This is a genomic window from Brevibacillus sp., from assembly GCF_003521185.1.
GTDB lineage: Bacteria > Bacillota > Bacilli > Brevibacillales > Brevibacillaceae > Brevibacillus > Brevibacillus parabrevis.
Window position 1 is genome coordinate 1 of record NZ_DOTK01000044.1, and the last position, 26,272, is coordinate 26,272.

Annotated in this window: 27 protein-coding genes and 3 pseudogenes; 22 read left to right on the forward strand and 8 right to left on the reverse strand. The window is 49.3% G+C overall.

Annotated features, from left to right (window positions below; genetic code table 11):
• Positions 1-227, reverse strand: a pseudogene (locus DEP07_RS12775) (IS21 family transposase); the annotation flags it as partial.
• Between the two features lie 448 nt (positions 228-675).
• On the opposite strand from DEP07_RS12775, the gene DEP07_RS12780 reads away from it, so the two are divergent.
• Complete coding sequence (locus tag DEP07_RS12780; RefSeq protein ID WP_287102572.1) at positions 676-1,533, forward strand: replication initiation factor family protein; 858 nt, start codon at positions 676-678, stop codon at positions 1,531-1,533.
• Here the strand turns inward: DEP07_RS12780 and DEP07_RS12785 are convergent.
• Positions 1,496-1,702 carry a helix-turn-helix domain-containing protein gene (locus DEP07_RS12785; protein WP_122964573.1) on the reverse strand — a complete coding sequence of 69 codons (207 nt, stop codon included), beginning with the start codon at positions 1,700-1,702 and terminating at the stop codon, positions 1,496-1,498. The two genes, DEP07_RS12780 and DEP07_RS12785, sit on opposite strands and share 38 nt — an antisense overlap.
• 159 nt (positions 1,703-1,861) lie before the next feature.
• Between DEP07_RS12785 and DEP07_RS12790 the strand changes: the two are divergent.
• From DEP07_RS12790 to DEP07_RS12820, 7 genes and pseudogenes are all read left to right on the forward strand, one after another.
• Positions 1,862-2,637: pseudogene (locus DEP07_RS12790) on the forward strand (recombinase family protein).
• A gap of 121 nt (positions 2,638-2,758) precedes the next feature.
• Positions 2,759-3,997 (forward strand): IS110 family transposase, encoded by a 1,239-nt coding sequence (locus DEP07_RS12795; protein ID WP_287102573.1) that lies wholly within the window; start codon positions 2,759-2,761, stop codon positions 3,995-3,997.
• 310 nt (positions 3,998-4,307) lie between these two features.
• The gene (locus DEP07_RS12800) at positions 4,308-4,508 is read left to right on the forward strand and encodes a deaminase domain-containing protein (protein WP_255679264.1); all 201 of its coding nucleotides are present in this window, start codon (positions 4,308-4,310) and stop codon (positions 4,506-4,508) included.
• Positions 4,509-4,520: 12 nt separating this feature from the next.
• Entirely contained in the window at positions 4,521-4,985 is a 465-nt protein-coding gene (locus DEP07_RS12805) for an SMI1/KNR4 family protein (RefSeq protein ID WP_122964575.1), read from the forward strand.
• Positions 4,986-5,177: 192 nt separating this feature from the next.
• On the forward strand, positions 5,178-5,690 hold the full coding sequence (locus DEP07_RS12810) for a hypothetical protein (protein WP_122964576.1): 513 nt from the start codon (positions 5,178-5,180) through the stop codon (positions 5,688-5,690).
• 107 nt (positions 5,691-5,797) lie between these two features.
• The gene (locus DEP07_RS12815; RefSeq protein WP_167470302.1) at positions 5,798-5,953 is read left to right on the forward strand and encodes a hypothetical protein; all 156 of its coding nucleotides are present in this window, start codon (positions 5,798-5,800) and stop codon (positions 5,951-5,953) included.
• A gap of 20 nt (positions 5,954-5,973) precedes the next feature.
• Positions 5,974-6,138: a hypothetical protein gene (locus DEP07_RS12820; protein ID WP_167470303.1), complete on the forward strand. Its 165-nt coding sequence runs from the start codon at positions 5,974-5,976 to the stop codon at positions 6,136-6,138.
• Between the two features lie 343 nt (positions 6,139-6,481).
• On the opposite strand, the pseudogene DEP07_RS12825 reads toward DEP07_RS12820, so the two are convergent.
• Positions 6,482-7,416: pseudogene (locus tag DEP07_RS12825) on the reverse strand (IS3 family transposase); the annotation flags it as partial.
• A gap of 16 nt (positions 7,417-7,432) precedes the next feature.
• On the opposite strand from DEP07_RS12825, the gene DEP07_RS12830 reads away from it, so the two are divergent.
• Positions 7,433-7,627 (forward strand): IS3 family transposase, encoded by a 195-nt coding sequence (locus DEP07_RS12830; protein WP_425592745.1) that lies wholly within the window; start codon positions 7,433-7,435, stop codon positions 7,625-7,627.
• A gap of 76 nt (positions 7,628-7,703) precedes the next feature.
• Here the strand turns inward: DEP07_RS12830 and DEP07_RS12835 are convergent, their stop codons facing one another.
• Together DEP07_RS12835 and DEP07_RS12840 are read right to left on the reverse strand one after the other, a co-directional pair.
• Positions 7,704-7,922: a hypothetical protein gene (locus DEP07_RS12835; protein WP_141254196.1), complete on the reverse strand. Its 219-nt coding sequence runs from the start codon at positions 7,920-7,922 to the stop codon at positions 7,704-7,706.
• A complete protein-coding gene (locus DEP07_RS12840; protein ID WP_122964580.1) occupies positions 7,901-9,037 on the reverse strand; it encodes a TolB family protein in 1,137 nt (378 codons plus the stop codon). The genes DEP07_RS12835 and DEP07_RS12840 overlap by 22 nt, the downstream gene beginning before the upstream one ends.
• Positions 9,038-9,344: 307 nt before the next feature.
• Between DEP07_RS12840 and DEP07_RS12845 the strand changes: the two genes are divergently transcribed.
• Positions 9,345-9,806 carry an OsmC family protein gene (locus DEP07_RS12845; RefSeq protein ID WP_122964581.1) on the forward strand — a complete coding sequence of 154 codons (462 nt, stop codon included), beginning with the start codon at positions 9,345-9,347 and terminating at the stop codon, positions 9,804-9,806.
• A gap of 289 nt (positions 9,807-10,095) precedes the next feature.
• Here the strand turns inward: DEP07_RS12845 and DEP07_RS12850 are convergent, their stop codons facing one another.
• Positions 10,096-11,430 (reverse strand): MFS transporter, encoded by a 1,335-nt coding sequence (locus tag DEP07_RS12850; protein ID WP_287102574.1) that lies wholly within the window; start codon positions 11,428-11,430, stop codon positions 10,096-10,098.
• Between the two features lie 130 nt (positions 11,431-11,560).
• Here DEP07_RS12850 and DEP07_RS12855 point away from each other — a divergent pair, with 130 nt between their 5' ends.
• Positions 11,561-12,067 (forward strand): DUF1648 domain-containing protein, encoded by a 507-nt coding sequence (locus DEP07_RS12855; RefSeq protein WP_122964583.1) that lies wholly within the window; start codon positions 11,561-11,563, stop codon positions 12,065-12,067.
• 71 nt (positions 12,068-12,138) lie between these two features.
• Here the strand turns inward: DEP07_RS12855 and DEP07_RS12860 are convergent, their stop codons facing one another.
• Positions 12,139-12,738 carry an undecaprenyl-diphosphatase gene (locus DEP07_RS12860; RefSeq protein ID WP_122964584.1) on the reverse strand — a complete coding sequence of 200 codons (600 nt, stop codon included), beginning with the start codon at positions 12,736-12,738 and terminating at the stop codon, positions 12,139-12,141.
• A 395-nt stretch (positions 12,739-13,133) separates the two neighbouring features.
• On the opposite strand from DEP07_RS12860, the gene DEP07_RS12865 reads away from it, so the two are divergent.
• The 9 genes from DEP07_RS12865 (at position 13,134) to DEP07_RS12905 (ending at position 22,273) form a co-directional block, all read left to right on the forward strand.
• Positions 13,134-14,462 (forward strand): ABC transporter substrate-binding protein, encoded by a 1,329-nt coding sequence (locus DEP07_RS12865; RefSeq protein WP_122964585.1) that lies wholly within the window; start codon positions 13,134-13,136, stop codon positions 14,460-14,462.
• A 31-nt stretch (positions 14,463-14,493) separates the two neighbouring features.
• Positions 14,494-15,444, forward strand: a complete 951-nt coding sequence (locus DEP07_RS12870) for a carbohydrate ABC transporter permease (RefSeq protein ID WP_122964586.1) — start codon at positions 14,494-14,496, stop codon at positions 15,442-15,444.
• A gap of 35 nt (positions 15,445-15,479) precedes the next feature.
• Positions 15,480-16,307, forward strand: coding sequence for a carbohydrate ABC transporter permease (locus DEP07_RS12875; protein ID WP_122964587.1), 828 nt, complete (start codon positions 15,480-15,482; stop codon positions 16,305-16,307).
• A 28-nt stretch (positions 16,308-16,335) separates the two neighbouring features.
• Positions 16,336-17,298 carry a GNAT family N-acetyltransferase gene (locus DEP07_RS12880; protein WP_280648546.1) on the forward strand — a complete coding sequence of 321 codons (963 nt, stop codon included), beginning with the start codon at positions 16,336-16,338 and terminating at the stop codon, positions 17,296-17,298.
• 14 nt (positions 17,299-17,312) lie between these two features.
• Positions 17,313-18,896, forward strand: a complete 1,584-nt coding sequence (locus tag DEP07_RS12885) for a glycoside hydrolase family 3 protein (protein ID WP_173599262.1) — start codon at positions 17,313-17,315, stop codon at positions 18,894-18,896.
• Positions 18,897-18,960: 64 nt separating this feature from the next.
• The gene (gene murQ, locus DEP07_RS12890) at positions 18,961-19,872 is read left to right on the forward strand and encodes an N-acetylmuramic acid 6-phosphate etherase (RefSeq protein WP_122964590.1); all 912 of its coding nucleotides are present in this window, start codon (positions 18,961-18,963) and stop codon (positions 19,870-19,872) included.
• A gap of 230 nt (positions 19,873-20,102) precedes the next feature.
• Positions 20,103-21,038 carry a cation diffusion facilitator family transporter gene (locus DEP07_RS12895; RefSeq protein ID WP_122964591.1) on the forward strand — a complete coding sequence of 312 codons (936 nt, stop codon included), beginning with the start codon at positions 20,103-20,105 and terminating at the stop codon, positions 21,036-21,038.
• A 227-nt stretch (positions 21,039-21,265) separates the two neighbouring features.
• On the forward strand, positions 21,266-21,520 hold the full coding sequence (locus DEP07_RS12900) for a DUF1450 domain-containing protein (protein WP_229049740.1): 255 nt from the start codon (positions 21,266-21,268) through the stop codon (positions 21,518-21,520).
• A 153-nt stretch (positions 21,521-21,673) separates the two neighbouring features.
• Complete coding sequence (locus tag DEP07_RS12905; protein ID WP_122964592.1) at positions 21,674-22,273, forward strand: hypothetical protein; 600 nt, start codon at positions 21,674-21,676, stop codon at positions 22,271-22,273.
• Between the two features lie 151 nt (positions 22,274-22,424).
• On the opposite strand, the gene DEP07_RS12910 is transcribed toward DEP07_RS12905, so the two are convergent.
• On the reverse strand, positions 22,425-23,378 hold the full coding sequence (locus tag DEP07_RS12910) for an aminopeptidase (protein ID WP_287102575.1): 954 nt from the start codon (positions 23,376-23,378) through the stop codon (positions 22,425-22,427).
• Between the two features lie 199 nt (positions 23,379-23,577).
• On the opposite strand from DEP07_RS12910, the gene DEP07_RS12915 reads away from it, so the two are divergent.
• Positions 23,578-25,194, forward strand: coding sequence for an ABC transporter substrate-binding protein (locus DEP07_RS12915; RefSeq protein WP_173597532.1), 1,617 nt, complete (start codon positions 23,578-23,580; stop codon positions 25,192-25,194).
• Between the two features lie 113 nt (positions 25,195-25,307).
• A complete protein-coding gene (locus DEP07_RS12920) occupies positions 25,308-26,267 on the forward strand; it encodes an ABC transporter permease (protein WP_122964595.1) in 960 nt (319 codons plus the stop codon).
• Positions 26,268-26,272 lie beyond the last annotated feature (5 nt).

Sequence of the window (26,272 nt, forward strand, 5' to 3'; positions counted from 1 at the left end):
TTGGGAGGAGCCTGTTCATCTTGATGCAGCCATTCTAGGATGATGGACTGCACGGAATCAATGACTGGTTTCGGTTTCGAAAGCTGGTACACAGGGATCTCCGTTGATTTCAAGGCTTTTCGTATGACTTGACGGGAATAGCCAGTTTCTCGAGAAATTTGGCGAATCGGCTTCCCTAGCAGAATGTGTTGTTTCCTGATAAACTCATAATTAGCCATCTGAAGCATGTCCTTTCCTCCTATACCTTGATGTCTCAGCAACTTCAAGATACAGGAAATAGGTGCTCAGGTGGTCAACTTTTTTATGAGCGATGTACCACTGGGTGGTCAAGAATTAGATTAGCATTCACAAAAAGTATCCCTATTTAACGTAATATCGTTACATTGAACAGGTCAATTATGGTCAGATACCACCATAAAAGACCTGTTTTTTGTTATCTTCGTTTTCTTGCGGTTTTTTCAAATATGTTTGCAACGATGTACGTACATAGAACGATTGATAGGGTGAAAGAAACACAGTGCAACTTTTGAGTATGGTATAGCGACCATAGAGAGTGTCAGGAATCAAATGATAATTGCAACGGGAAGGTCACGTGTGAAAGGCTAGCCACCGACTCCCTCATCTATATAATACAAGCGGCAAATCCGTCAAAAGTTTTGCCTGTGGGGGTAACGCATGAACAACGTACAACTTTCCATTGATAAGGTTTCCATTGAGTATCAAGGAGTGACGGTCAGCTTTTACAATCAGCTTGCACTATCGTTTCGAGATTGGTTTGATATTAAACCTGCCATACGTCACAAAGGGTATGTATACCATTGGAATTTAGCTTTGGATGACGCATATCTTTATTTGCGATACCAACCGTGGCGGCAAAAGAAATCATTAAAATACACCTTGCAAATTGAAACTCATCCTGACTACTTGGTTCGTTTTCAAAAGTTGCTTTCAGCTTTGTACAGGCACACGCAGAAGGTCTATTTTAGTCGTTGCGAATTGGCTTTTGATTTTCCTTATCCGATGAGCAATGTATTCATCGCATCGAATACAGGGCGGAACATGAACATTTACGAGGGAACTCGATATTTTGGGCGGAAAGACGAAAGTAAAGCCCATGCCTTTTGTCGTAATTATGATAAAAAGGCAGAGCAGATAGCGAAGGGGATTCTAGAAGAGGGAGAGCGAACGAGAGTGGAACTAGTTTACAGACCCGATGAGAAAATACCTTTGGAGAGCATCATTCAATATCCGCCCAAATTTAATGATTACTACACTTGTAGCGTCATCACAGAGTTGCAAACAGTTCGGGCGGAGAAGAGAGCCATGATATTAGCGTTGCAACACGGTTTAATGACACCCGATGAATTGAGCAAGCATCATAGAGCATCAATAAAAGAAATCATGTCTTCACAGCAACTTGTAGACTTTGATGCTCTCGCCGCTCAACATTGGGAGGATTTAATGACCCTGACATGTGCTCTAGTTTGCGGTAGAGTTAGTCATCTTCCAGTACAAGAAGTTCATGCAGGCTAATGTTTAAGGTCTTGCAGATAATGTCAAAGGTGCTGAGATGTACTCTGTCAACTTCGTTAGAACATAGATGACTTATGGTATTCGGTCGTAGCCCAGTAAGCCTTGCTAATTCACGCTGAGACATATTACGTTGGGCTAGAATCTCTTTCAGTTTTACGACTACTGGCAAATTGACACCAACTTCCGAACAGACTTTATCACTTTATTATACGATTTCCTCACTCTTTATGGAAATGATTGATTGTAACGCTTAGTCGATATATAATTACGTTGTATCTACTAAGCGTTACAATAATTCAGATTTCTGTAACGGTGGGGAGGAAACACCATGAATGTCATCGGTTACGTAAGAGTATCAACACAAGGACAAGCCAAAGACGGCTACAGTTTAGCGTACCAACAAGATGAAATCCGCTCTTATTGTCAGGAGCAAGGATGGAACTTGATGAACATATATGTTGACGAAGGAATCAGTGGGGCGAAGGTAAATGAGGATGCTCTTGAGGTAGACAGAATCGGCTTCCAGAGCATGTTAGCCGCACTAGCCAGTAAAACCATTGATGCAGTTGTTGTCCTCCATACAAGCCGTTTATGGCGGTCTGACATCGTAAAAGTTCTGGTTCACAGAGAGTTCAAGAAGTATGGGGTGGACGTTCGGAGCATTGAACAGCCCACCTACAGCATTTACAAGAAAGACCCGAATGACTTCCTCATAAATGGCTTGATGGAGTTGCTAGACGCATACCAACGTCTTGAAATCGCCATGAAGCTAAGCAGAGGGCGGAGCAAGAAAGCCCAACAGGGCGGCTATGCAGGTGGAAGGGCTACCTTCGGATACAAAGCAACAAAGGTCAGAAAAGTATCCAAGTAGATGAAAGACACGCCCAGACCGTCCGTAGAGTATTTGAAATCAAGGAACAGTATCCCACATGGTCATTGACCCAGATAGCCGAAACACTGAACCAAGAAGGCTATACAACTGGGCAAGGCAGATTGTTTACCAAAGTGCAAGTGAAACGAATTTTGGACAAACGTGATTTTTATAGCGGCACATACCGCTATGGAGATATACAAGCAGATGGCTTGCATGAAGCCATCCTGTAACAGGAAATGAATGGAGAAGCTTGCGTCCCATTGCGAACCGTAAGGTTAACGCTCGAACTGAGGTTGCTCCCATTCTTACTCCTAATCATCAAAGAATCCGTATACAGGGGTGATTTCTTTTATGCACTACAAGCAAAAACACATTTATGTCGGGCTTGATTTACACAAAGCCCACCATACAGCCGTTATCATCGACTGTTGGAATACGAAACTGGATGAAATCCAAATCGACAACAAGCCAAGCAGTTTCGATGACTTGATGAAGATGGTCAAGAAGCATTGCAAAAAAGGAATGACTCCTGTCTATGGATTGGAAGACACGGGCGGCAACGGCAGAGCACTAGCCGTTCACCTTGTTGAGAAGAAGCAAATTGTCAAAGAAGTCAATTCTGCCCTGTCCTATAATGAGCGTAAGAGTTATGCAACCACCCAAAAGTGCGACAGTTGGGATGCGTATTGCATCGCCAAAGTATTGCTTGCAAGGTTAGATGAACTACCAGATGCGAATCCACAGGACATTTACTGGACAATCGGGCAACTGGTGGCAAGACGCAACGCACTGGTCAAACACGCCAGTTCATTAAAGAATCAACTGCACCAACAATTAAGCTACCACTATCCGTCCTACAAGAAGTTCTTCTGTGATGTAGATGGAAAAGCCGCCCTTGCTTTCTGGGAGAAGTACCCTGCTCCCCATCACTTGGAATCGGTTGGGGCGGATGAACTGGCAACCTATCTACGCAAGGCAAGCCATAACACCTGTTCTATCCGTAAGGCAGAGGAAATATTGGAACTGGTGAAGAAGGACGGGGAGACGAAGCGAAAGTTTCAAACGTCCAGAGACTTTAATATTGTCAATATGGTTCAGGACATGAAACGGAGCAGAGAACTGATTAAGCAGACAGAAGAACAGCTTCGTCAGGTCTTGTCTGAGACGGACTACAAGCTAGAGTCGATGGATGGAATCAGCACCGTTACAGCGGCGGAACTGATTGCCGAAATCGGAGACATCCGCCGATTCTCCAACGCTGACAAGCTAGCACGTTTTGCAGGAATTGCTCCCGTTCGCTTTAGTTCGGGCGGCAAAGGCAAAGACCAAGCAAGTGGACAAGGAAATCGGGTATTGAACGCTATATTCCACAATCTAGCCGTTCAACAAATCCAAGTAGCGAAAGGCGACAACAAGAAGCAACGAAATCCCCTCTTCTACGACTACTATCATCGAAAGCTAGCAGAAGGCAAAACCAAGAAGCAAGCCCTGATATGCGTCATGAGAAGGCTCGTAAACATCATTTACAGCATGATGAAGCACAAGACCGAGTATCGGGCGGCTAATCTAATAGAGCGTCAGGCAAGTTGATATAATGGTGGTGATTGGTAAAACAGTTGCCACCTTCTTTATTCCCAAGTTTAAGATTACAACTTAGGGGACGGGTGAACCTGTTAGAAGATATTTTAGAGAAACAACACAAGCAGATAGAGAACTTGTCGAATCCCTAAGAAAAAAATATACTGCTGGGAAGAAAAGGAACGTTGCGGCGGCAAAAGGAAAAATAGATGGTGATGAGATAGATTTAGAAAGCGTTAGTGGAGAGTTTACAGACAATGACTACTTTAATAAGGGCAATTTTAAGCCCCCACAACCAGAGGATTATCATTATCAGGGACCAATTAGCGAATTCACAAGTCATACTGAACAAAAAATTGTAGAATATTTAAGGCTCAAGTACAAAGAAAAGCCTGATGTTAAGGGGAAAATTGAAATTATTTCTGAAAGACCGTATTGTGATAATTGTATTGATTTGGTTGATCAATTCCAGAAAGAATTTCCAAATATCGAGGTAGTTCGTGTTGAAGTAATTCCAAAATAAAGGAGAATAACGATGAGATATTTAAATGAACTTGTTATCCAACTTCAAAATGATAAAATTCCTATGATTCCGTGCACAATGGAAGAATTAAATGAAGTGAAGAAGTTGATAGGAACTAATAAACTTCCTGAAGCATACATTGAGTTTCTTGAAGTAATGGGAGGCGGAACAGAGCATACTTTTTTACGTGGAGAATCATGTTTTATTGACGAGTTGCTTGAATTGAATGAATGGGGAGCGGAATTATTAGAAGAAAATAATGTTCCTTTGAAGCTTACCTCTAACGATTTTGTATTTTGGATGAGTCAAGGGTGTATGTTTTGTTTCTTTAAATTAGATGAGGGTGAGAATCCCCCTGTCTATTTTTATTCAGAAGGTAAGAAGAAAGAAGGTTTCTATAAGATTACAGATACTTTTACAGAATTTTTACAGCGCAGGTATTTGAGAGATAAGTATGTTTTTCAAAAGAAAGATTAGGAGAAGTAAAGGGTTGTCAACATTTTTGTGTAAGCCCATTTACAACCCCAACAACAAGATCGTACAATACAACCAACAAACCAAACACTAAATAATTCAAACACTTGATAAACTTCAAAAGCTCTTTCCCACTTGAACCATGAGTAGGAATGAGCTTTTTTGCATGCCCAAAATCAAAGGAGGATGAAACGAATGGCAAAACGTGAACAGGTAGGGGCAGAAGAGTTGAAGAACGAGCAACTAGCACAGGAAGTAGAAAAAGAAGTGAGGTCTATTGCCCAGGCTCGCGCAGCATACGAGCAGCTTATGAATGAAATTCGCAGTTACTGTCAGCAAGCAAGGCAATTGCGTGAACAGGCGGAAGAGTTGCAAAGATCAGGACGTACCGATTTTCACGTTAGCGAAGAGATTCAGCAGTTGTTGAAACATGCAAAGCATTTGGATGCGGTGGCAGATCAGAAGTATGGACTGCCACGCCAGCAAGCACTAGAACTCATAGACAGACTAGAGCAAGAAGCATCAGATTGCAAGCAGCTTGTACAGTATAACCAGACCGTCCTGACGCGGCAGCAGCAGGAACTTGAAGATGCAAAGGCAGCGGCGGCAAAAATGGTTCAGGACGCAGAGGAACGCCTGAAACAAACACGGCAGGTACTGGCTGAAAAAGTAACTCAGCTTGCAGAACTGGAGGGGTCAGGCAGATGAGGAACCGTATACCACAAACGGATCAGGACATGATGAATGCTCTGTTGCAGCGGTACAAGGGAACAGGCAAATGAATTGAACTGATTACAGAGAAGGGAGCCTATGCAATGCAGGCGAGCAAAGATAACAGCAACTTCGTCATTGAGATCGTGGATGATAGTGAAGTCATTGAAGTTAATGGAGTAGGCACTACAGATGAATTGAGAGCGGCTGTTCAAGACGCAGTACGTGAAACAATCAGCAACGCTATAGGCAGAACGTAACCAGAGGGAGGAATAGAGAGATGTTGAACCTAAGTCCGGAAGCATTGGAAGCACGTCGGGAATATAGAAGACAGTATGAGCGAGAGTATCGGCGCAGATGGCGGCAGAAGCCGGAGAATCGCCTGAAAGCGAAGGAGTACGAGCGCAGATACTGGGAACGAAAGGTACAGCAATCCAAGGCATAGCATTGCAGCCCAACGCTCTTAGGTGACGCACCCATTCAAATGTACGACCAAGGACATTTTACCACAACAGACACGAAACCACGAGAGCAACCAAATACGAAAGTCACAGGAGGTAATAGCACAATGACAAAACATGAAGAATTCTTATGGGAACTGGTGCTTCACGAGAGCGAAATGAAAGCAGAACTAACACGACTGTATTTGATTGCTTTACGTTCATTGCTAAAACAGAACAGCTTGAGGCATTTCAGTTGCATAAGAAACAGAGGGAAGATAGTGGGAGGAAAGCATTAGGAGAATCCTGCTCTATGAATGAACCAGAATATGGATTGTCAACAGTGAATCAGACAACTTTTTTAAGGGCTTCTTGGCGATACTGAACAGGCGTCATATAGCCTAATGTCCCATGAATGCGATGCTTGTTAAACCCGTTCACGTAATCGTATAATTTCAGCTCCAGATGACGAAGACTCTGGAAGTTCATCTGGTTCACAAACTCTGTTTTCATGATCTTGTAGGTGGCTTCAGCCACAGCGTTGTCGTACGGACAGCCCTTCATACTTAGCGATCGGGCGATTTCAAGCGTCTCCAAAAGCTCGTCCATCTTTTGATTTTTGAACTCGCTACCACGGTCGGTATGAAACCACTGAATCTAGCGTAAATCTCCATGTACCGTCGCAAAAGCGCGGGAAATCAGAGCAGCGTCCTTGTTTGGACCCGCACTATGCCCAATGATCTCTCGATTGAACAAATCAACCAGCACACAAATGTAATGCCATCGGTTCTGGACCTTTCCATACGTCAGAGCGCTGACGACGAAGTGTTTGGCTTCCTCCTGCTCGAACTCTCGGTTCAGAACATTCCCCGTCGTTGCTTCATTACAAGCGGTTTGATGGGGCTTATATTGAGACACGGTGTAGGTGGAAACGAGTCCTTGCTCTTTCATAATACGACCAATTCTACGTCTGGAGACGACGAATCTGCGTTCCTAGAGCTTGACTTTGATCTTTCGTGTGCCGTACGCTTTTCGATTTTTGTGGAAAATCTCTACAATCAATTCGGTTATATCGTCTTCGTTTGGTTGTTCGTTCGCTTCATAGTAAAACGTACTTCTTGCGATTTGCAGGACGTCGCACATTGCTGATACTGAGTATTTATCACGGTTGTTCTGGATGATAGCTACTTTCGTCCCATGATCAGCGCGGCTTGCTTTAAAATATCGTTCTCCATTTTCAGACGCTGGTTCTCTTTTCGCAAAGCGATCAGCTCATTTTCTTCTGACGACGATAACGCTGTGGCTGAAGCCACCTACAAAATCATAAAAACAGAGTTCGTGAACGTGAACCAGATGAACTTCCAGAGTCTGCGTCATCTGGTACTGGAATTGTACGATTACGTTAAATGGTTCAACAAGCATCGCATTCATGGGACATTAGGCTATGTGACGCCTGCTCAGTATCGCCAAGAAGCCCTTAAAATAGTTGTCTGATTTACTGTTGACAATCCAACGCTATCATTTCCCGCGGCGTTCCATCAACAGATAAATGCGCACACGATTTCTTGTCCTACATATCATAACTATATGGACCACGCTTGGCTTTTTTATAATCTTCCAGCTCTGATTTGTATGGTTTGACATCAGGGCTATCCAAAATAGCGTAAATTTCCTCAAGAGAAAGCAAGTCATCGCGGAGGTTGCCATCCGGATCATAAGCTAAAGTGGAGGCCCATTCATCAGAATCGTAGAAGAGGAAGTATGTGATTATCTCTCCCGATACTCCCACTTGTCAAAACGGCTCATGTGTACGGAGTCCAAATCGCCGACAAAAAATGACTTGCCGTCAGTTGCCCACCCTAAAAACTGGATATTGTCGCTCGAGTTCATGTAAAAGCTATTATCGAATGGATACACAAACGATTTGGTTGTTGTTTTGATCACAAGCTGGGCATAAAAATCTTGACCGTTCGAGGGGTGCCAGTATTTGTCCGCGACATAGTTATGGCCAGTCGGCGACCAGTAGATTCTCGTCAATTGACGCTCCAAATCGTTTGGGTCCGCAGTGTAATTATTTTGGGTCGATACACTCTTTCCGGTTTGCAGGTCGGTGATGAAACCGTGTCCTTGCTTGTCTTCAAACCGCAGCTTCATATCGTTGGAATACGAGGGGAAGTTTTTAAAAGAATACGTGTACTTGAGTCCGGTTGGCAAATCGAGTTCTTTTATCGCTCCGTTTGCCTTGTACAGCACTTTTTTGGATGTCGGCACCCAATAAAACAAGTCTGGTACCATGTAGCTTTTGAGTTGGTCGTCACTGAGCGAAAATTGGTCATTTACCTTCATTTTCAGTGAGTTCATGTCTTGCAAGTACAGTTTGTAGCGTTTGGTGGCATCCGGCTCTTTGAGATTGGCTTGCACAAAGACGAGGTAATGGCCGTCTGGTGCCATCGCATAATCGAGGATTGGCGTGTCGGCCGTGCCGTTGGCAAGCAACGTTTTTTGCTTGGTGAGCGGGTTGTAGCGGTACAAGCTGGCTTGCTCGACCATTAACAGCTCATCTTTGCCAGAAGCCCATTTGGCGAAGCCGTTCAACTGGCTGAACTGCTTGGTTTTGGTGTCGTACAAATAAGGAATGGTCGGTGCGTTGTTTGTGAATCCTTGCTTTTCGGCGTACACAAAACGTCCGCTCGGCGACATGCTCGCGCGGTGTACGGCAGGCAATTGAGCGACGAGCGTCTGCTTTTTGCCATCCAGACCGATCCGGTATATTTTGCTTGGCGGGTCTGTTGGAGTGGCTGTTGCCGATGCAGTTGCTGCGCTTGCTGTCGGCAATGCCAGGGACGGGAACAGTGAGACAGCAAGAAACAATGTTGTTAGAGCAATCATACGGGTTATTTTCATCGAATCATCCTTTCTGCAATAAGAAGACGCCCGAAAGGTTGAAAAGTTACAAAAAAAGAAAGAAATGGTATGCCAGCATGCGGGAAGAGGTGCGAAATGAAGGGCAGTTTCCGCCATTGGCTTAGCCGTAAGAAGAGTACATCGGGTCACAGGAAATCCAAATAGATAAAAAGTTTTCGCGACAAAACATCTCGACTTGCTATCTTTTTTATCTTTTCAAGATTTTGCAATAATTCATATTAAAACAATCGGATAAATGTGTTAAGATTTGCAATAGGATGTGAAAGATAGGAAAGGGAGTGGGATCATGCCAGTTGAAACATTTAAAGCAACCGCGCATCTTCAGGAGGGAATGGTCGTCAAGGCGCATTCCAGAAACTTCGAGGTAACGGTCGACGAGCCGAGAAGCCTTGGCGGAACGGATACAGCGATGAATCCTGTCGAATTGGTGCTGTCCGCCCTTGGCGCGTGCCAATCGATTGTAGCGCGTGCGTATGCGAAAAAGTTTGGTGTGCAGCTAGACGACTTTTGGGTGGAGGTAGAAGGCGACCTCGATACAGATGGCTTCATGAACAAATCCGATGTGCGTCGCGGTTACTCCGAGATTCGCTACACCTTTCATATCAAGACGGACGCATCCCGAGAGCAAGTGGAAGCATTCATTCAGTTTTTGGAGAAGACATGCCCTGTCGGCGACACGATTGCCAATCCGGTCACGCTCAAGCTAAACGGAATTGTCATCGGGAATGCTGCAAGCAAGCTGGGCTAATTTTTGCTGATGAGCAAAAGAAAAGAGGCGGGAGATTCTGCCTCTTTTTCTGTGTGAAGCGTGCCCGGAAAGCGGTATGTGGGAAAACCTCACGTACGGTTTGATGAGAGGGAGCTGAGAGAAGTAGGGCAACACGAAGGCCGCCCGAAAAATTCAGTTTTCAACTCTACAAAACGACATGATGTGTGCGTGGGGAGCTGCGCGCATAGCGGCGAGAGCGCAGCAAAAATGACAAAAAGAGGCGAAAAGCTTCGCCTCTTTCTGCGGGAATTGTCCAACGCTGCCTGCCTTACCCCAGCGGTGCGTTTTCAGAATGCGTTGCCGCTTGCTTCTTTTTCGACCAGATCAAAACAGGGATCAGCAACAGGGAAAGGAAGCCGCCAGCGAGCGACAGCGTGGCGTAGCTGGCACCGGAGACGACCATGCCGGACAAAGCTCCGCCAGATGCTCCGGCAAGGGCGATCAGGACGTCGACTGTTCCTTGGGTTTTCGCTCGTGTAGCGAGCGGAGTCGCGTCGACGATCAGGGCCGTACCGCTGATCAGGCCAAAATTCCAGCCGAGTCCGAGCAGAGCCAGAGCGAGGACGAGCAGCAGCATGGAATCAGCAGGGGCCAAAGCAGCGAGCACTCCTGCCGCGAGCAGCGTGATGCCAGCAGCAAGCGCCATGGCAGAGCGTCCGATTTTGTCCACGAGTATGCCAGTCATAAGCGAAGGCAAGTACATGGCGCCAATATGCACGCTGATGACGAGACCGACTTCGCTCAAGCCATGGCCGTGATGTTTCATATGGATGGGAGTCATCGTCATGATCGCAACCATGACGATTTGGGTCAAAATCATGATCGTTGCACCGACGATGATGCCGCGGCTGTTGGCGACAGACTGGCTATCCGCCAGATGTTCGGGATGTTTCTCTTCGCGGGCCTGGGCATCGGCAATCGCTTGGGCAACCAGCAGCGGGTCTGGGCGAAGCAGGAACAAAAAGACCAGTCCGGCGCAAAGAAAAGCCGCAGCCCCTAAAATAAAGGGACCAGCCAGCGGCGGCACGCCGATGGAAGTGGCAAAACGGCCCATCGTTTCCACCAGATTCGGGCCAGCCACTGCGCCAAAGGTGGTAGAAACGAGTGCGGTACTGACAGCGGTCGCGCGCTGCTGCGGCTGGGCCAGATCGGTTCCGGCATAGCGGGCTTGCAGGTTGGTGGCTGTCCCGGCGCCGTAAACGAGCAGCGAGGCAAACAGCAAGACGATATTTTGCGTCATGGCAGCGAGGATCACCCCGATGGCGCCGATTCCGCCCGCGAGGAAGCCGGCTGCCAGACCGAAGCGGCGACCATGGCGTTGCGAAATTTTGCCGACCAACAGAGCGGCCAGCGCGGAGCCAAGCGTAAGCAAGGCAGCGGGAATGCCAGCGAGACTTTCGGTTCCCAGCATGTCCTGGGCGAGCAGGGCACCGACCGTGACGCCAGCGGCGAGTCCGGCGCCGCCAAAAATTTGCGAGATGACGACGATCAAGAGTGTCCGCTTGTAAAGCCGTTGTCGCTCATGGGATGAATCGATAAAACATCGAAAATGGGCCTGTTGATTTTGCAAAGGCTGCAAATTATGATTAGAATGACGCACCATGGCTTTCTCTCCTTCTATTGTAGCTGTTTGTATGTAGCAAAATGGTTTCATGGGAAACGGAACTGGATGAATCTTATCTCCAATTTCTAGAAAAGTCAAACCAGTTTGACAAACAGAAGGGAGTATCTCTATGTCCGATTGGTGGGGACGCCCAAAAATCGAAATCGCCAAGTCGAAAAGCGAATGGATATGGGACATTCTTGGGGCCTTCTTTTATATCGGTGGAATCGTCTTTTTGCTGTTCGTTTGGGGGGAACTGCCGGACAAGGTTCCAGCCCATTTTGACGCGGTGGGAGAAGTGGATCGCTGGGGGTCCAAGTGGGAGCTGCTCATCTTGCCCGGGATCGGGGCATTCATCTTTGGCTTGATGCAGCTTTTGGAAAAGCATCCGGAAGTGTACAACTACCCGAAGCGATTCAATGAGTCCAACGCGGAGCAATTTTATTTGCAGAGTCGAAAAATAGTGAATCAGTTAAAAAATATGTGTCTGATCGTGTTTTCTGCGATTTTGCTGGAATCGGTTTCGATCGCCATGGGGTGGGGAGGCGGATTCGGCAAATGGTTTTTGCCTGTCGTGGCAGCCGGGATCGTCATTCAACTCGTTTACGGCTTCAGCAACTTGAACAAAATTCGCTGAGATCGCAAAAAAGCCCAAAGCATCCACTCCTTTGAGCAAAAGGAGCGCGCTTCGGGCTTTTTTGTGCTGCTTTACAATCCTTTGGAGCGTGGCTTGACGGGCAAAATAGCGCTTTCCATTTTTTCATAGAAGGAAAGCAAGCTATGTACAAAAGCGAAGCGCGGCAACAGCAGGAAGACGGTCAATGCCGAGCCGATGCTGATCAGAGCGCCTACGAGGACGTCGGCCGGATAGTGTACGCCTACCCAAATGCGGGACAAACCTACGCACACAGCGAGCAGCATCCAGAGAATGCCCGTTTTTCTTTGGAACAGCCAAAAGCTGACACAGAAAGAGAAAAACAAGATCGTATGGTCGCTCGGAAACGAATTGTCTACGGCTTTTTGCACCAGCTGATTCACATTGGCAAGCTCGGCGAATGGCTGGTTGTTAGTATGCAGAGTCCCAGCCAGTTTTCCGAGCACCTCCGCCATGACAAACGTGGCTGTCGCACAGATTACCATCATGCGATTTTGCGAGTCTCGCGTGAACCAGTAGAGCAGGGCGCACAGAGCCAGCGCGTAGACCGTATATTCCGCGATGGCGTAAAACGCCGGATTCAGTTCTGGATACTGCTTTCCCAGGTCGTTGATCGCCCGGAAGCACTGCACATTGAGTTCCATCAAATTCAAAAATAGCCAGCCCCTTTCTTTGACAATAGGAAAATACTAACCAACGGGCAGCAGAGAAGAAATCGATTTAGATTACATAAAATTACAATGGTGTAAGGTTGGCTCTCGACACGGAACGAGAAAAGCGAACAGCGGGTGTCGAAAAAGAAATTTTGAAATTTTATTTTATGATTAAGAAGATATCTTGATATTTTGTTTCAAGAGTCTATAATACAGGTATGTAACAAATTGCCAGTAAATTCTCGCAATAGAGGCGCTGCAAGCAGAAGGCGAAGGGGGAGTTTTTGGTTGACGCTCATTAGCCACGGTACAGCGGGACGAATCGAACGGCTGGCAAAGCAATCATTTTTCTTTTGCTAGAGAGAAGGACATTTTTTGAAAAGGGGAGGCTTTCCATGAAAAAAAGCAAGTTTTTATCCGTAGTAGGGATCGCCAGTCTGGCAGCGGCATTGCTCGTGGGAGGATGTAGCCAATCGTCGACGCAGCAGGGAGACAAGGTGGAGCTGTACATGGGGTATACTTCTGACCCGCCGACGAAGAAAAAGATGGAAGAAATTATTGCAAAATTCGAACAGTCTCACCCGCATATCAAAATCAAGACAGTGACAGCGCCCTACGAAGACTTTTACCAGAAGCTGACGACGCAAATCGCCGCAGGAAATGCGCCTGACATCTGGCAAAGCGACGGGACGAAAGTATTCGGCTTTGCCCAGCGCGGAGCGATTCGCGATATTACCGATTACGTCACGAAGGAAGTCAACAAAGACGAAGTGCTTGGCGTGGAGTTCAACAAAGACGCTTCCGGCAAATATTGGGGCGTGCCGCAGGGCATCCAGGTCGGGGCGCTTTTCTACAACAAAGATTTGTTCGACAAGGCTGGAGTCGCTTATCCGACGGCTGACTGGACCTGGGATGATTTGAAGGCGGCTGCCGCCAAGCTGACGCTTGATGCGAGCGGGAAAAATGCGGACGACCCTGCTTTTGACAAAAACGCGGTGAAGCAGTACGGATTTACGTTCTTCGGAAGCTCGCGCGGTGCGTTCAACATTATGAAAGCGTACGGCGGCGGCGTTCTCGATCCGACGATGACGCAATCGATCATCGACTCGCCGGAAAACAAAAAAGCGGTGGAGTGGATGGCGGACGGCATGAAGCGCAAGCTGTTCCCCAACCCGGCAGAGCTGAAAGCGTTCCAAAGCAATTTCAAGGTGTTTTTGAGCGGGGCCACGGCGATGCAGATCGACATTTACGCGGCGACGACCTCGATGAACGGAGCAGGCTTGAACTACGATGTCGCGCCGATGCCTAAAGGCCCGGACGGCAAACGTTTTGCGCCTGTCATCGCCAACTCGTGGGTCATCAACAAAAAAGCCGAGGAGCAAAAAGTCAAAGCAGCCCAGGAATGGATCACGTATTGGACGACATCGGACGAGGCGCAAAAAGAATGGGCAGAGGTGGGCGAAGCGATCCCGGTGAAAAAATCGGTCGCCAACTCCGAGATGTTCCTGAATCCGAGCATCAAGCCCGACAACAAAAAAGTGTTCCTGGATAGCCTGGACTTCGCCGGAACGATCGATACGAATGCCGTCTTTGCCGAATGGCTGAAAGTCGTCACAGACAATTTGGCCGAGCTGTTCATGGACAAGATGAGTGTGGACGATTACATCTCGAAAACCGATCAAGGGGTACAAAAAGTTTTGGATGACTTCTTCAAGAAGCAATAGCAAACCATCAGGGGAGGAAGTGTAGCGAGCGATGCTGGAGATACCGAACAAGCTACAGGCACAGCCTGATGTGAAAAAGAAGCGGAAATGGCTGGACAGCGAGGGGAGATGGGGATTGCTTCTCGTCTCCCCCTACCTGATCCATTTTCTCGTGTTTGTCGTAGGAACTTCCCTTGCTTCCCTGTATTTCAGCTTTTCCGACTACGATATTTTGAATCCGCCCAAGTGGACTGGCCTGGACAACTATGAAAAGCTGTTCGCGGACCCGCTGTTTTACCAGGCGCTGTGGAACACGGTCTACTTCACGCTTTTGTACGTTCCGGCCAAGACGTTTTTGGCCCTTTTGCTGGCAGTCGCGCTGAACCAAAAGCTGAAAGGGCTAAAGCTGTTCCGCATGGCGCACTTTTTGCCAGTGATCTCTTCCTGGACGGTAATTGCCTATGTGGCGGATGCGGTGTTCAACCAGCGGATCGGTTTTGCCAATGCCATTCTCGCCCACTTCGGGATTGCGCCGCAAAGCTGGCTGATCGACGAAGTGTGGGTCATTCCGGTGCTCGTGCTCATCGCGATCTGGAAGTCGGTCGGCTACATGATGATTATTTTTTTGGCGGGACTTCAAGGGATTTCCAATGACATGTACGAGGCGGCTTCGATTGATGGCGCCAACGCCTGGCAAAAGTTTTGGCGGGTGACTGTGCCGATGATTTCCGGTACGACGTTTCTCGTCATTATTTTGAACACGATCTACTCTTTTCAAAATTTCGAGCAAATCTTTGTCATGACGGGCGGGTCAACCGAAGCAGGATCGACGGGCGGCGCCAACAATGCGAGCCTCGTCCTGATGCTGCTCATGTTCAGACAAGGCTTCAGCTTTTACAAGATGGGCTATGCCTCCGCGATTGCCTGGGTGTTGTTCCTCATCCTGCTGGCGATTACTTTGGTGCAATTCAAATTGCAAAAGAAATGGGTTCACTATGACTAAACTTGACTGGATGTGCAGAGGAAAAGGGGGTAGCCATGCAAAAGCGTTTTCCGCTCAATAAACTATTCGGATACCTGTTTGTTCTCGCCAGCACTTTGATCATGGTTGTGCCGTTTTTGACGACTGTCTTCAACTCGTTGAAAACGTACAAGCAATACATGCAATTTCCGCCGGAGTGGCTGCCTGACCCTGTGAAGTGGAGCAACTACTCGCAGGTGTGGGAACAGGCGAATTTCAGCAGCTATACGGTGAACAGTGTGATTGTCGCCGTTCTTTCCGTAGTCGGTACGCTGTTGTCCAGCTCGATGATCGCGTTTGCTTTCGCTCGCTTGAAGTTTCCGTTTCGCGACACGCTGTTCATGATCGTGCTCGGAACGATGATGATTCCGGGGATTGTGACGATCATCCCGCAGTTCATCATCTTCAAAAATTTGGGCATGCTCGACTCGCTCACGCCGCTGTGGATTTTGGAGTGGTTGGGACAGCCGTTCGCGATTTTTCTGATGAGGCAAGCATTTTTGAGCATTCCAAAAGACTACGAGGAAGCGGCCAAGCTGGATGGCTGCAATCCGTTCCAGATTTACTGGCGGGTATTTTTGCCGATGTGCAAGCCGGCGCTGGCGACACTGGCCGTATTTACGTTCATGGGCAAATGGAACGAGATTCTCGCGCCTGTGATTTATTTGCTATCCGAAGAGCATTTTACGCTGCCGATCGGAATTTTGTCGCTGCGCGGACAGTACAAGACCGATGACCAGCTGCTGGTCGCCGGGGCGTTGATCAGTTTGATTCCGATTTTGATCGTCTTTTTGTTTGCGGAAAAATATTTCGTGGAAGGCTCCAAAACTTCCGGGCTAAAGTAGGCGAGGCAATAGGAGGCGGATGAAACGCATGTTTTATGTACCATTAGACGAGCTGTATCTGGATGCTTTGTGCGAGCTGTGGAACCAGGAGCTTGGCGAGCGCTTCCCGATGCGGCCCGAGCTTTTTCAGCAAAACAGCTTCGCAGACAAAAACGTGCTGCAAGCCGGCTCCTGGATTGCCATCGATTCTGCCACGCGCCGTCCGGCAGGGTTCGCTGTGGCGAAATGCTGGCAGGAAAAACTCGATGTCCAGCTGGGAAAAGGTGTCGGCTGGATTCAAGTGTTGCTGGTGGATCACGAGTTTCGCGGGCAAGGAATCGGCGGGGAGCTGCTGACGCGGGCGGAGCGGGCTTTGCAGCAGCGAGGGGTGCAAAAAATTTGGCTGGGGCGCGATCCGTATCATTACTTTCCTGGCATCCCTGATGAATCGACGGCGGTCAAAGACTGGTTTGCCGCGCGAGGATACAGTCTGCTGGAGCCGCTGGAAAACGATCTGCTCTGCCGCTATGCCGCAGAGGAGGAAGCATCGCCGCTGCCGCAAGTTTCCGACGGTTGCTTCCGGTTGTTGACGCAAGCAGACAAGGAAGCTTTTCTGGCCTTTTTGCACCGCTGCTTTCCGGGGCGCTGGGAGTACGAGGCGATCCACTATTTTCAGCGCGGGGGAACCGGGCGCGAGTTCGTTGTTTTGGAGCGGCAAAAAGAAATCGTCGGCTTTTGCCGGATTAACGATGCCAACTCGCCGTTCATTGCCCAAAACGTGTACTGGTCGCCGCTGTTTGAGCAGGAATTGGGCGGGATCGGGCCGCTTGGCATCGACCCGGCGCATCGGGGAAGCGGTTTGGGACTGGCGATTGTCCAGGCAGGGATTGCCATGCTGCGCAAGCGCGGCGTGCGGCAAATTGTCATCGACTGGACTGCGCTCATGAACTTTTACGCCAAGCTCGGCTATTCAAGCTGGAAGCAGTACGCCAAATACAGCAAGGAGCTGTGAGAAGGGGGATCTCCATGCGCGCAGAGCAGATGAGTGTGGAGCAAAAAGTTGGGCAGTTGCTGATGATCGGGTACCAGACGCTCGATCTGCCACAAGAGATGGAAAAATGGATCAAGGAGCGGCAGATTGGCAACGTCATTTTGTTCAGCCGCAACATCGGTGCGCACGCGGAAACATTTGAGCGCGTGCGCACGATGCAAGGCTGGGCAAAGGAGGCCGGGCACTGCTGCCCGCTATTGATCGGGACGGATCAGGAAAACGGGGTGGTGTCGAGACTGCACGAAGCGACAGCATTCCCCGGGGCGATGGCGCTCGGAGCGACGGGAAATCCAGACTTGGCGCGGCAAATATACGCAGCGACAGGCGCGGAGCTGCGAGCGGCGGGAATTGGCGTCAATTTTGCTCCTGTCATCGACGTGAACAACAACCCGCAAAATCCGGTGATCGGCGTTCGTTCATTTGGGGCTGACCCAGCGGCAGTCGGGCAATTTGGCGAAGCAGCCATGCACGGTTTGCTGGCGAGCGGCGTCATTCCGGCAGTAAAGCATTTTCCCGGACATGGAGACACGCATACAGACTCGCATGAAGCGATTCCGGTTTTGCCGCACGATTGGCAAAGGCTTACGCAGGTCGAGCTGGCTCCGTTTCGGCACTGCATCGAGGCAGGCACTCCGGTGGTCATGATTGGTCATGTCAGCTTGCCGACCATCGATGCCAGCGGACTGCCTGCTTCGATCTCGCAGCAGCTCGTGACGGACATTTTGCGAAGGGAACTTGGGTTTTCCGGAGTCGCGATTACCGACTGCCTGGAAATGGCGGCGATTGCCAACTCCACTGGCGTGCCGGAAGCGGCGGTGCTTTCGCTCAACGCTGGCGTGGATATGGTGCTCGTCTCCCATACGCATGAGGTTCAGCGGCAGACGTATGACCGACTGGTCGAGGCGATTGAAAACGGCGAGATTTCCCCAGCCCGCGTAGACGAAGCAGTCAATCGGGTTTTGGCTTTGAAGCGGCGTTTTCTTTCCTGGGAGACGTATGCTGCGACGACGCCTCCTGCTTTTGACCGGGCCGGGCACGAGCATTTGGCGAAGGAAGTGCTGGCGCAGGCTGTCACGGTGCTGAAAAATGAGCGCGGGATCGTCCCCATTCCGAAGCAGGCAGCGACGCTTGGCGTGATCATGCCGCGAGTCGGGCGAGTGACGTTGGCCGAGGATGAGGATCAGCAGGCGGAAGCGGAACTTTTGGCAGCGTCTTTGCAAGCGTATAGTCCGGTACAATGCCATTTTCTGCGTTCGCTGCAACCGACGGGGGAAGACGTAGAGCAAGCTTTTGCCGCGATGGCGCCTTTTGAAACGGTCATTGTCTTTACGTACAACGCCCATCTTTACGAAGGGCAAGCGCAGTTGGTCAAGCAACTGTCCGGTCAAGGCAAAAAAGTGATCGCGGTAGCGCTGCGAAACCCGTACGACCTGGGCGTATTTCCCGAAGTCGATGCTTGTCTCGCGGTGTACGATCATCGCAAGCTGGCGATCGAAGCCGTAGCGGATGTATTGTTTGGCAAGCAAAAACCAACTGGTCGATTACCTGTCAGGATGTAGGAGCAGCATGGAAACTTTGGACGCAAAAACAAGTGACAAAACAAAACTGACGGGGAGGTAGCGCATGAGAAATCAACTGAGCGGCTTGACCACGGAAACAAAGAACAAGCAATCCGAAGATTTGGATTTGCTCTCGACATTCGATATCGTCAGACTCATGAACGAAGAGGATAAAAAAGTCGCTTATTGCGTGGAAAAAGAACTGCCTGCCATTGCTCGGGCAATCGATATGATCGCGGAATGCCTGCAAAACGGCGGAAGGCTGTTTTATTTTGGCGCAGGCACCAGCGGACGTCTTGGACTACTGGATGCTGCGGAGTGCCCGCCGACTTTTGGCACAGACCCTGCATTGGTGCAAGGCGTGATCGCTGGCGGAGTGGAAGCGGTCGTGAAAGCAATCGAGGGCGCAGAGGATCTCGCCCATTTGGGGCAGGAAGATGTTGTGGCGCATGGCGTGCGCGAAGGCGATGCGGTAGTGGGCATTGCCGCGAGCGGACGGACTCCCTATGTAAAAGGGGCGCTGGAGGAAGCGGGACGATTGAAGGCGAAAATCATTTCCTTGTCGTGCAACCCTGCTGCCGAAATCAATGAGGGCGTGGACGCCTCGATCAACGTGGTGGTCGGCCCGGAGGTCGTAACAGGCTCTACGCGGCTGAAGGCGGCGACTGCGCAAAAAATGGTATTGAACATGATTACGACGACATGCATGGTGCGCTTGGGCAAGGTGTACAAAAACTTGATGGTGAACGTGCAAATCACAAATGAAAAGCTGAAGGAGCGAGCCAAGCAGATCGTAGCAGAGGCCGCGCAAGTGCCGCCGGAAGAAGCGGAGCAGCTTTTGGCGCAAGCGAATGGAGACGCCAAGCTGGCGATTGTCATGAAAAAAACAGCGTTGGCGCGGGAAGAGTCTGTGCGCTTGCTGGAACAATACAAAGGGAATATTCGACCGATCATGGAAGGGCATGTGTCCAGGTAGAGGAGGACATAGCTGATTCAGACGGTGTAACGAAGGCTTTGCCAGGCGACGGCGACTGGCGAAGCCTTTTTGCCTTTTGGGGGCGCAAAGCATTGAGAATGGCCGGGATGGGAATGAAAATCAGTAGTATGATCCATAAAATGTTCATTTGATGAAATCACTGGAACACTCTATAATTAAATTAATTATTATATTGTAATTGTTCTATATTGATTATGGGGGTGCTTCTTATGAATCATGCTGACTATCATCATCTCGATCACGTGAAGGAACAGCAAAAGTCGAAGAAAACGCTGTGGATTACACTGATCTTGACTTTGTTTTTTACGATTGTCGAAATTGTGGGCGGCTTGCTGTCCAACTCGCTCGCGCTCCTGTCCGACTCGGCGCATATGATCTCGGACGTGATCGCCCTCGGCCTGAGCATGACCGCGATTTACATGGCGACGCGCAAGCCGAACAAAAAGTATACGTTTGGCTTTCTGCGCTTTGAAATCATTGCCTCGTTTCTGAACGGTCTGGCTCTTGCCGTCATTGCCATCGGGATTGCGATCGAAGGGATCAACCGGATGATTCATCCGCAAGACGTCGACTTGGGACTGATGTTGACGATCGCCTCGATCGGGCTGATTGTGAATATCGTCCTGACCGTCGTTCTCTCCAGAAGCACGAAGGAAGAAAACAATCTGAACGTAAAAAGCGCGCTGTGGCACTTCATCGGCGATTTGCTCAGCTCTGTCGGGGTAATCGCTTCGGCTATTCTCATTTACTTCACAGGCTACTACTTGTTCGACCCGTTGATCAGTATGGTGATCGGGGCCATCATTTTTATGGGCGGCTTTAAAATCATCCGCGAATCTCTCGCTGTGTTGATGGAGTCTGTGCCGGAGCAGTTTGACCTGGATCAAATCCGGGCAGACCTCGCCAGCGTGGAAGGAGTCTACGATGTGCATGAGCTGCATCTGTGGGCGGTATCGACGGAGCACTATTCGCTGACGGCGCATGTGTTCGTGCGTGAAGATATTCAACCGTATTGCGTGATTCTCGGCATCAATCATCTGTTGAAAACAAAGTACGGCATCGAGCATTCGACGATTCAGATCGAGCACCCGATGATCCTCGATCACGGGGAGTACGGGAAACAATTTTTGCTGCCGCAGACGTAAGCGGAATGCTGTGGCGTGTGCGGCCCATTCAAGCTGAATGAACAAGGCCGGGCGGTTCCAGATCATGTGCAGGTTTTGCTGTACAGGTTCTGGCAACCAGCCCGGCTTTGTTTTTCCTTGCTGCTTTAAAGCGTTTGTGGTTTTACGCATGCTCTTGCTGTGTATTCTGAATAGACTGTAAAATTCCGGTATAATCGCATACCAAAATTCGAGTGGAGGATACGCTGGTGAAAACAATCAAGTTTTGTCCGTGCAATCTGGAAGGCAGTCTGAAATGGGTGAGGGACGAGGTCAGGCAGCTTCCCGACGTGCAAGTAATCGATGAGCGCTGTGTCAACTATTGCGGTCAATGCCTGGAAAAAGCGTTTGCCCTGTTCAACGGCAAAAACGTGGTGGGCAACGACGGGCAAGAACTGCTGGAGCGACTGAAAGAAAAATGGGCGGCGACAACCGCGGTATACCAGGACGCAGAAGGGGCGTGACCTTCTGCGTTTTTTTGTGGGTGTATACGAAGAAAACATTGACACGAACAATTCGCAAACACTGAAATTTATAATTTATGTAAAATATAGTATATTTTTGATGTTGGAAAATAATTGAATCGTTTCTATCCGTAACATAGAAGGGGGATATGGGTGAGAAAAGCGAAGCAGATGTTTTTGGTGGTGAGTTATTTCGTTGTCTTTGTGCTCGGCGGATATGCCTATCATGTCATTTTTCAGCCCGAAGACAAGCAAAGTGGGTATTTGTCTGAAAGCGATCGGGATAAGTTTGTACATGTCACCAAAAAAATCGATGAAAAGTTCAAACCAGAAGGCTATGAAGAGTTATTGCAAGGGGATGTAAACATGTTAACAACCCCGGATATGATTTTGGGGCCACAGCAACAAGAATTGCAAACGTCAATCTTTGGCAGGCAGAAAAACTACATATTTAAAAACCAAACAAACGGAACCGTAATTCTCATGAGCATAAGCAAAAGAGTTGGCGCCGAGCAAGAACAATGGCAAAACAGCATTTATTATAGCAACGCCAGATACAATTCGCCGGACAATGATTTCAAAGCCTATTACGCAAATGTGTATCCATCCATAAATGCCTATCAATATAGCCTTGAAAAATATGGATATAATGTAAGCTGCGTTCTGCTTTCTGATTCTACATACGATAAGGGAGCGAGTGATTTAGCAGATTTCATCACTCAAGTAGATGAGTTCCTGCAAGAGAATGTATAAATGTCGATTGGTTATTCCGACGATGTATTCGAAGCAACGACCCACGAATACATCAAACCTACGAGAGAAAGATAATTCCCTTCCCGCGCATGCGGATCGAAAAGCAAAAAGCAGAGGCGACTTAATCCGCCTCTGCTTTTGCTTTTTCAAGCTACTCGTCCCCAAACAGAAAGCGCCCTTTTTCCTGGAGTTGTTGCCCATCAATGAACACATCCGGTTCGTTTACGATTAAATCAATGTGCACACCAGCCTGGATGGTACCCCCAAAAGTCGCGTTGCTGCCGAACGCAACGTGGATCGTTCCGAATGCTTTCTCGTCTTCCAGCACAACCCCGATAATTCTCGCCTTGTGATTGGTTCCAATCCCAAATTCCGCCAGCATGCGGCCATCGCCATCCCCGAGCGTGGCAAGCAGTCGCGAACCCGTCGGCCCCTCTGCGCTGATCAGCCGACCATCCTTGATCGTAAGCAGCAAAGGCTCGTCAATCATGCCGATTCCGCCGATGGAGCCGTCGACCAAAATTTGTCCGTTGGCCGAGCCTTCGATGGGGGCGATGTACGCCTCGCCAGACGGGAGATTGCCCGATTGTCCTTTTTCCAGATACATGCCAGTGCTGGGAACGCCGTTGCGTGTTTCAATGGAAAATTCCAGCGCGTAGCCGGCTTTTTCAATTCGTACTTGTTTGCCGCGGGTCAGGATGTCTGTCACCTCTTCGGTCAGCCGTTTGACCTCCTGATAATCGGCAGAAATCGCTCCAGCGGTAAACATGTCGCGGGTAATGCCCGGCATGGTGGCGACGCGCGTTCCGTTGGCAGCGGCCACTTTTCGCGCTTGTGTGTGCGTAAGCGAATGTTTCGTGATGCACACGGCTACGTCCGCTTGCTCCATCGCTTTGGCAATCGCCTGCGGCGGCTCCTGGCCGGATTTTTCGCGCTCCTGCATGACTAACAGCACGGTTTCCGCACCGAGCAGCTTTCCAGCTTCATAGAGAGCTTCTGCCAAAGGACGCTTATCTTCATCGGTAACAATGACCAATTCTTCCTTTTCCTTTACGCCTAAACAAGTCGCCAGCAAATTGCGGCTGATTTCCACGAGTTGGCTCATCGGTCGCTCACTCCTGATTTTTAGTAAATGTAAATCTTGAAGAGATTGTACTGAAAGAAAAAGCGGTTAATCAAGGCTTAATTTTTTTGTTTTTTGACTATTTACACTAAAAAAAGCATTTGCTATAATCCAAAACGTAACACATATTGAACATGTGTTTCATTATTTGATACACACAAAAATGTCTGGGGGAATCGTAGTGAGGAAAATGTTGAAAGCCAAAGCGTTGTTTTCTTCTGTCATGGTCGTATCCATGCTGGCACTCGCTGCATGTGGTGGACAAGGAAGCGCTCCTGCTCAAGATGCAAAGGGCGGCGACCAGCAGCAGGCGGCTGGACAGCCAAAAGATGGCGGCGTGCTGAAAATCGGCTTGTCTTCTACGGCAAAAACACTGGACCCAATTGCTTACACGGGTGCTTATGAATCCAACATCATCCGCAGTATTGGCGACACGCTCGTTCGTTACACGAATGACTTGTCCAAAATTGAACCGAGCCTCGCAACAGAGTGGAAAGTGTCGGATGACATGAAGGTGTATACGTTCAAGCTCCAGGACAATGTGTACTTCCAGCCTGGCAAATACCAGGATGGACGGAAAATGACAGCCGAGGACGTGAAGTACAGTCTGGAACGTTCTGCGAAGCAATCCGCACTCAAGCGTCTGCGCGGCGTGGAAAAAGTAGAAGTCATCAGCGAAAACGAAGTAGCGATTCACCTGGACGCGCCAAACGCCGCTTTGCTTGCCATGCTGACAGACGGCGGCAACATCATCGTTCCGCGCGAAGAGGTAGAAGGCTGGAAAGATCAGTTCGGCACTCACCTCGTGGGAACAGGGCCGTTCATGATCGATAAATTCAACCAAGACGATTCTGTAAATTTGAAGCGTTCTGATAAATACTGGGGTCCGAAGCCTCACCTGGATGGCGTAGAGTTCAAATTCATCACCGATGCGAACATGATGACCAACGCCCTGCGCTCCGGCGACATCGACATGGTGACCGATGTCAAAGGGCAAAACCGTGCGATCATCGAGAAGGATCAAAACTTGAACTTGCAAACGAAGCCAGGTTTGTCCATTGAGTACATGGGTCTGAACCAGATCGAAGGCCCGACGAAGGACAAAAAAGTGCGTGAAGCAATCCGTCTCGCTGTAGACGTGGAAGGTTTGGTCAAAGGGGTATTCAAATGGGGCGGAGCGGAAAAATCGTTCCTGCCGCTGCCAAAAGCATCGTGGGGCTATGACTCGTCTCTCGAAGCAGCCGTTCCTGCTTTTGACCCGCAAAAAGCCAAACAGCTTCTGGCTGAAGCAGGCTATCCGGACGGATTCAAAACCGAGCTTTATGTAATCGCTTCCCGCGTGCCGCAAGCGACCATCGCAGCGCAACAGCTGAAAGACAACCTGAACATCGACGCAGAGATCAAAACCGTTGAGTGGGGAACGTTCAGCGACATCGTAGCCAAAGGAAAAGCTCCGCTCTACATCATGGGCTGGTCCTGGTACCCGGACCCTGACTTCTTCCTCTATCAAATGTTCCACAGCAAGCAAATCGGTTCGCTCGGCAACGGCTACGCCTACAGCAATCCGGAAGTAGACAAGCTTCTGGAACGCGCAACGGCAGAGACGACGGACGAAGCGAAGCGCAAAGAGCTGTACAGCCAGGCGATGAAACAAATCAACGATGACGTCGTTCACGTCGAACTGGGCCTGCTCGATGTTGCGACCGGAATGAAGAAATACGTGCAAGATTACCAAGTGCGTGCGGACAGCTCGATCTTCCTGGTCAACAGCGAGACGAACGTTTGGCTGAACAAGTAATACACACGCCTAAAAGCTTCCACGCTTCGAAGAGAGGCCGCGACAAAGTCCTCTCTTCGGGCATTTCTTACCAGGCCAAGCTTTAAACGAATAGTGGGAAGGAGGAGAGTGGCTTGCTCAAACTGATTTTCAAACGGTTATTCGATTTAATCCCTACGCTGTTTGTCGTTGCCACGACCGTTTTCATCATCACGCGGTTGATTCCCGGCGACCCGGCGGCAGTGCTGCTTGGGCCGCAAGCTTCCCCTGATGAAATCGCCAAAATGCGGGAAACACTCGGGCTGAATCAGCCGTTGTACCTCCAATACGTCGACTTCCTCGGCAGCTTGCTGCAGGGAGATTTGGGAACCTCGCTCGGCTACAATCAGCCGGTCATGTCTTTGATCATGGAGCGCTTCCCGAACACGCTTTTGCTGTCCGCCTGTGCGCTCGCTCTCTCGCTGCTCATCGGGATTCCGGCAGGCATCATTTCTGCAACCAAACAGTATTCGTTCTGGGATTACACCGTCATGATTCTCTCGCTCGTTGGCGTATCGATGCCGATCTTTTGGCTCGGGGTCATGCTCGTTCTTTACTTCAGCGTACATCTTGGCTGGCTTCCGGCTACCGGGATGGGCTCGTTGTCCGAAGGCTTCGGCAGCGTAGTCACGCACCTGATTTTGCCGAGCATCGCCTTGTCCACGATTCCGATGGCTACTTTTGCCCGGATTACGCGCTCCAGCATGCTTGAAGTAATCCGCCAGGACTACATCAAGACGGCTCGGGCGAAAGGGCTGCGCGAATTTTTCGTCGTCTGGAAGCACGCCTTGAAAAATGCGATGACTCCATTGCTTACGGTCATGGGGATGCAAATTTCCTCCATGCTCGGCGGGGCTGTCCTGACGGAGACGATCTTCAGCTGGCCGGGGATGGGGCGTCTCGTGGTGGACGCGATTGAAAATCGGGACTTTGTCGTCGTGCAAGGAACCGTCCTGTTCATCGCCGTTATTTTCGTGTTGATCAATTTGCTCGTCGACATTTTGTACACCGTGGTCAATCCGCGCGTGAAACTAACGAATAAAGGGGAGGGCTGATCCGA

Bases quoted from the DNA above. Each gene is read 5' to 3' on its own strand.
- murQ (WP_122964590.1), top strand. From the start codon at position 18,961: ATGAGAAATCAACTGAGCGGCTTGACCACGGAAACAAAGAACAAGCAA.
- DEP07_RS12855 (WP_122964583.1), top strand. From the start codon at position 11,561: ATGTCCGATTGGTGGGGACGCCCAAAAATCGAAATCGCCAAGTCGAAA.
- DEP07_RS12810 (WP_122964576.1), top strand. From the start codon at position 5,178: ATGGCAAAACGTGAACAGGTAGGGGCAGAAGAGTTGAAGAACGAGCAA.
- DEP07_RS12875 (WP_122964587.1), top strand. From the start codon at position 15,480: ATGCAAAAGCGTTTTCCGCTCAATAAACTATTCGGATACCTGTTTGTT.
- DEP07_RS12850 (WP_287102574.1), bottom strand. From the start codon at position 11,430: ATGGTGCGTCATTCTAATCATAATTTGCAGCCTTTGCAAAATCAACAG.
- DEP07_RS12865 (WP_122964585.1), top strand. From the start codon at position 13,134: ATGAAAAAAAGCAAGTTTTTATCCGTAGTAGGGATCGCCAGTCTGGCA.
- DEP07_RS12880 (WP_280648546.1), top strand. From the start codon at position 16,336: ATGTTTTATGTACCATTAGACGAGCTGTATCTGGATGCTTTGTGCGAG.
- DEP07_RS12885 (WP_173599262.1), top strand. From the start codon at position 17,313: ATGCGCGCAGAGCAGATGAGTGTGGAGCAAAAAGTTGGGCAGTTGCTG.
- DEP07_RS12870 (WP_122964586.1), top strand. From the start codon at position 14,494: ATGCTGGAGATACCGAACAAGCTACAGGCACAGCCTGATGTGAAAAAG.
- DEP07_RS12780 (WP_287102572.1), top strand. From the start codon at position 676: ATGAACAACGTACAACTTTCCATTGATAAGGTTTCCATTGAGTATCAA.
- DEP07_RS12815 (WP_167470302.1), top strand. From the start codon at position 5,798: ATGCAGGCGAGCAAAGATAACAGCAACTTCGTCATTGAGATCGTGGAT.
- DEP07_RS12895 (WP_122964591.1), top strand. From the start codon at position 20,103: ATGAATCATGCTGACTATCATCATCTCGATCACGTGAAGGAACAGCAA.
- DEP07_RS12845 (WP_122964581.1), top strand. From the start codon at position 9,345: ATGCCAGTTGAAACATTTAAAGCAACCGCGCATCTTCAGGAGGGAATG.
- DEP07_RS12805 (WP_122964575.1), top strand. From the start codon at position 4,521: ATGAGATATTTAAATGAACTTGTTATCCAACTTCAAAATGATAAAATT.
- DEP07_RS12795 (WP_287102573.1), top strand. From the start codon at position 2,759: ATGCACTACAAGCAAAAACACATTTATGTCGGGCTTGATTTACACAAA.
- DEP07_RS12840 (WP_122964580.1), bottom strand. From the start codon at position 9,037: ATGAAAATAACCCGTATGATTGCTCTAACAACATTGTTTCTTGCTGTC.
- DEP07_RS12910 (WP_287102575.1), bottom strand. From the start codon at position 23,378: ATGAGCCAACTCGTGGAAATCAGCCGCAATTTGCTGGCGACTTGTTTA.
- DEP07_RS12820 (WP_167470303.1), top strand. From the start codon at position 5,974: ATGTTGAACCTAAGTCCGGAAGCATTGGAAGCACGTCGGGAATATAGA.